This window comes from Ascidiimonas aurantiaca (genome assembly GCF_037646345.1).
GTDB classification, from domain to species: Bacteria; Bacteroidota; Bacteroidia; order Flavobacteriales; family Flavobacteriaceae; genus Ascidiimonas; species Ascidiimonas aurantiaca.
Map to the genome: position 1 here is coordinate 1 of NZ_JBBEWR010000029.1, position 3,322 is coordinate 3,322.

2 rRNA genes are annotated in these 3,322 nt (G+C 47.8%); both read left to right on the plus strand.

The features are described 5' to 3' along the window. Positions 1-263 precede the first annotated feature (263 nt). Positions 264-3,084: ribosomal RNA gene (locus WAO84_RS16990) — 23S ribosomal RNA — on the plus strand. Positions 3,085-3,175: 91 nt separating this feature from the next. Further along, a 5S ribosomal RNA gene (gene rrf, locus WAO84_RS16995) occupies positions 3,176-3,283 on the plus strand. Positions 3,284-3,322: the final 39 nt, after the last annotated feature.

A 3,322-nucleotide genomic window follows, 5' to 3' on the forward strand; every position in this document is an offset into this window, starting at 1 on the left:
GGTTCGACTCCGATATTCTCCACGATAAATACTTTAAAGAGAAGAATCACAAAGATCAAAACATAAAGAGTTTACTTTATTAGTTTTTGAGGATAAGATTTTTTTTTAAAGTATTGTCAAAATTGAAGTTGCATGAGAGTGCGCAGCACCCTGTGCTATTTGAAGATTTTGAATAAAGTTCATTGACATATTGAGATAATAAAGAAAATACGCAAGAGTAAAGAACGAGAAAGAGAATATTTTTCTTATAAATATAAAGAGTTACATAAGTTACTTAAGGGCGTATGGGGGATGCCTAGGCTCTCAGAGGCGAAGAAGGACGTGATAAGCTGCGAAAAGCTGCGGGGAGTTGCACACAAGCTGTGATCCGCAGATATCCGAATGGGGCAACCCACTATATTGAAGATATAGTATCCGAAAGGAGGCGAACCCGCTGAACTGAAACATCTAAGTAGGCGGAGGAGAAGAAAACAAGAGTGATTCCGTTAGTAGTGGCGAGCGAACGCGGAGCAGCCCAAACCATTGTTGTTACGGCAATAATGGGGTTGAAGGACTGCGATATTGGTAGTATGATGAACTGGAATGCTTTGGAAAGAGCAATCGTAGAGGGTGATAATCCCGTACAGGTAAAGAGTATATACCATAGCAGTATCCTGAGTAGCGCGGGGCACGTGAAACCCTGTGTGAATTAGGCGGGACCATCCGCTAAGGCTAAATACTCCTGAGAGACCGATAGTGAACCAGTACCGTGAGGGAAAGGTGAAAAGAACCCTGAATAAGGGAGTGAAATAGATCCTGAAACCATACGCTTACAAGCGGTCGGAGCCCATTATAGGGTGACGGCGTGCCTTTTGCATAATGAGCCTACGAGTTACCGTTGCCAGCGAGGTTAAGGTGTTCAGCACCGGAGCCGCAGCGAAAGCGAGTCTGAATAGGGCGTTTTAGTTGGTAGTGGTAGACGCGAAACCGTGTGATCTACCCATGGGCAGGGTGAAGCTGTGGTAACACACAGTGGAGGCCCGAACCCGTTGACGTTGAAAAGTCTTGGGATGACCTGTGGGTAGGGGTGAAAGGCCAATCAAACTCGGAAATAGCTCGTACTCCCCGAAATGCATTTAGGTGCAGCGTTGTATTAGTTATATAGAGGTAGAGCTACTGATTGGATGCGGGGGCTTCACCGCCTACCAATTCCTGACAAACTCCGAATGCTATATAATGATTTACAGCAGTGAGGGCATGGGTGCTAAGGTCCATGTCCGAGAGGGAAAGAACCCGGATCATCAGCTAAGGTCCCTGAGTGTATGCTAAGTTGAAAAAACGCGGTTTGACTGCTTAGACAGCTAGGATGTTGGCTTGGAAGCAGCCATTCATTTAAAGAGTGCGTAACAGCTCACTAGTCGAGCGGTCGAGCATGGATAATAATCGGGCATAAGCATACCACCGAAGCTATGACATACGTAAGTATGGGTAGGGGAGCATTCTATAGGCATAGAAGCTGTACTGTGAGGTATGGTGGAGCGTATAGAAACGAAAATGTAGGCATAAGTAACGATAAGCGGTGCGAGAAACACCGCCGCCGAAAGACTCAGGATTCCTCAGCGATGCTAATCAACTGAGGGTTAGTCAGGGCCTAACGCGAACCCGAAAGGGGTAGTGGATGGACAACGGGTTAATATTCCCGTACCTGCATAGTAATAAAAGTGACGGAGTCGAGGATTCGGTGCGTGCTGACGGAATAGCACGTTGAACCACTTATAAGAGTGGGATAGTACACTAAAGCTTCGGCTGCGGTGATAATCCGGAGTATCGACTTCCAAGAAAAGCGAACTATGCAGCCTGTACCGTAAACCGACACAGGTAGTTGGGATGAGAATTCTAAGGCGCTCGAGCGATTCATGGCTAAGGAACTAGGCAAAATAGACCTGTAACTTCGGGAGAAAGGTCGCCTACAGCGATGTAGGCCGCAGTGAAAAGGTCCAGGCGACTGTTTATCAAAAACACAGGGCTCTGCTAAATCGAGAGATGATGTATAGGGCCTGACACCTGCCCGGTGCCGGAAGGTTAAGAGGAGGGTTTAGCTTCGGCGACGATCTGAATTGAAGCCCCGGTAAACGGCGGCCGTAACTATAACGGTCCTAAGGTAGCGAAATTCCTTGTCGGGTAAGTTCCGACCTGCACGAATGGTGTAACGATCTGGACACTGTCTCGGCCATGATCTCGGTGAAATTGTAGTATCGGTGAAGATGCCGATTACCCGCAGTGGGACGAAAAGACCCCGTGCACCTTTACTATAGCTTCGTATTGACTTTGGATAAGTGATGTGTAGGATAGGTGGGAGACTTTGAAGTGGCGTCGCCAGGCGTTGTGGAGTCATTGTTGAAATACCACCCTTTGCTTATCTGAAGCCTAACTCTGAGAAGAGGACAGTGCGTGGTGGGTAGTTTGACTGGGGTGGTCGCCTCCAAAAGCGTAACGGAGGCTTCTAAAGGTACCCTCAGCACGCTTGGTAACCGTGCGTAGAGTGCAATGGCACAAGGGTGCTTGACTGAGAGACCTACAAGTCGATCAGGTTGGAAACAAGAGCATAGTGATCCGGTGGTTCCGAATGGAAGGGCCATCGCTCAAAGGATAAAAGGTACGCCGGGGATAACAGGCTGATCTCCCCCAAGAGCTCACATCGACGGGGGGGTTTGGCACCTCGATGTCGGCTCGTCACATCCTGGGGCTGGAGAAGGTCCCAAGGGTTGGGCTGTTCGCCCATTAAAGTGGCACGCGAGCTGGGTTCAGAACGTCGTGAGACAGTTCGGTCTCTATCTACTGCGGGCGTTAGAAATTTGCGTGGCTCTGACTCTAGTACGAGAGGACCGAGTTGGACCAACCGCTGGTGTATCTGTTGTCCTGCCCAGGGCACTGCAGAGTAGCTATGTTGGGAAGGGATAAGCGCTGAAAGCATATAAGCGCGAAACCCACCACAAGATGAGATTTCTTTAAAGGGTCGTGGGAGATGACCACGTTGATAGGTTACAGGTGTACAGGCAGTAATGTCATAGCCGAGTAATACTAATCACCCATAGACTTATGTAGTGTATTTTTTATATCGATTTTTTACCCTTGTCATTTTTATTATCTCAATATGTATCTTATACAGGAGAACTTACAGTTCTTACTGAGAATTTAAGGTGGTTATAGCGATGGGGCTCACCTCTTACCATTCCGAACAGAGAAGTTAAGCCCATCCGCGCAGATGGTACTGGGAAACCGGAAGAGTATGTCGCCGCCTTCTTTAAAAAAGCACGTATCCATAACAATACGTGCTTTTTTT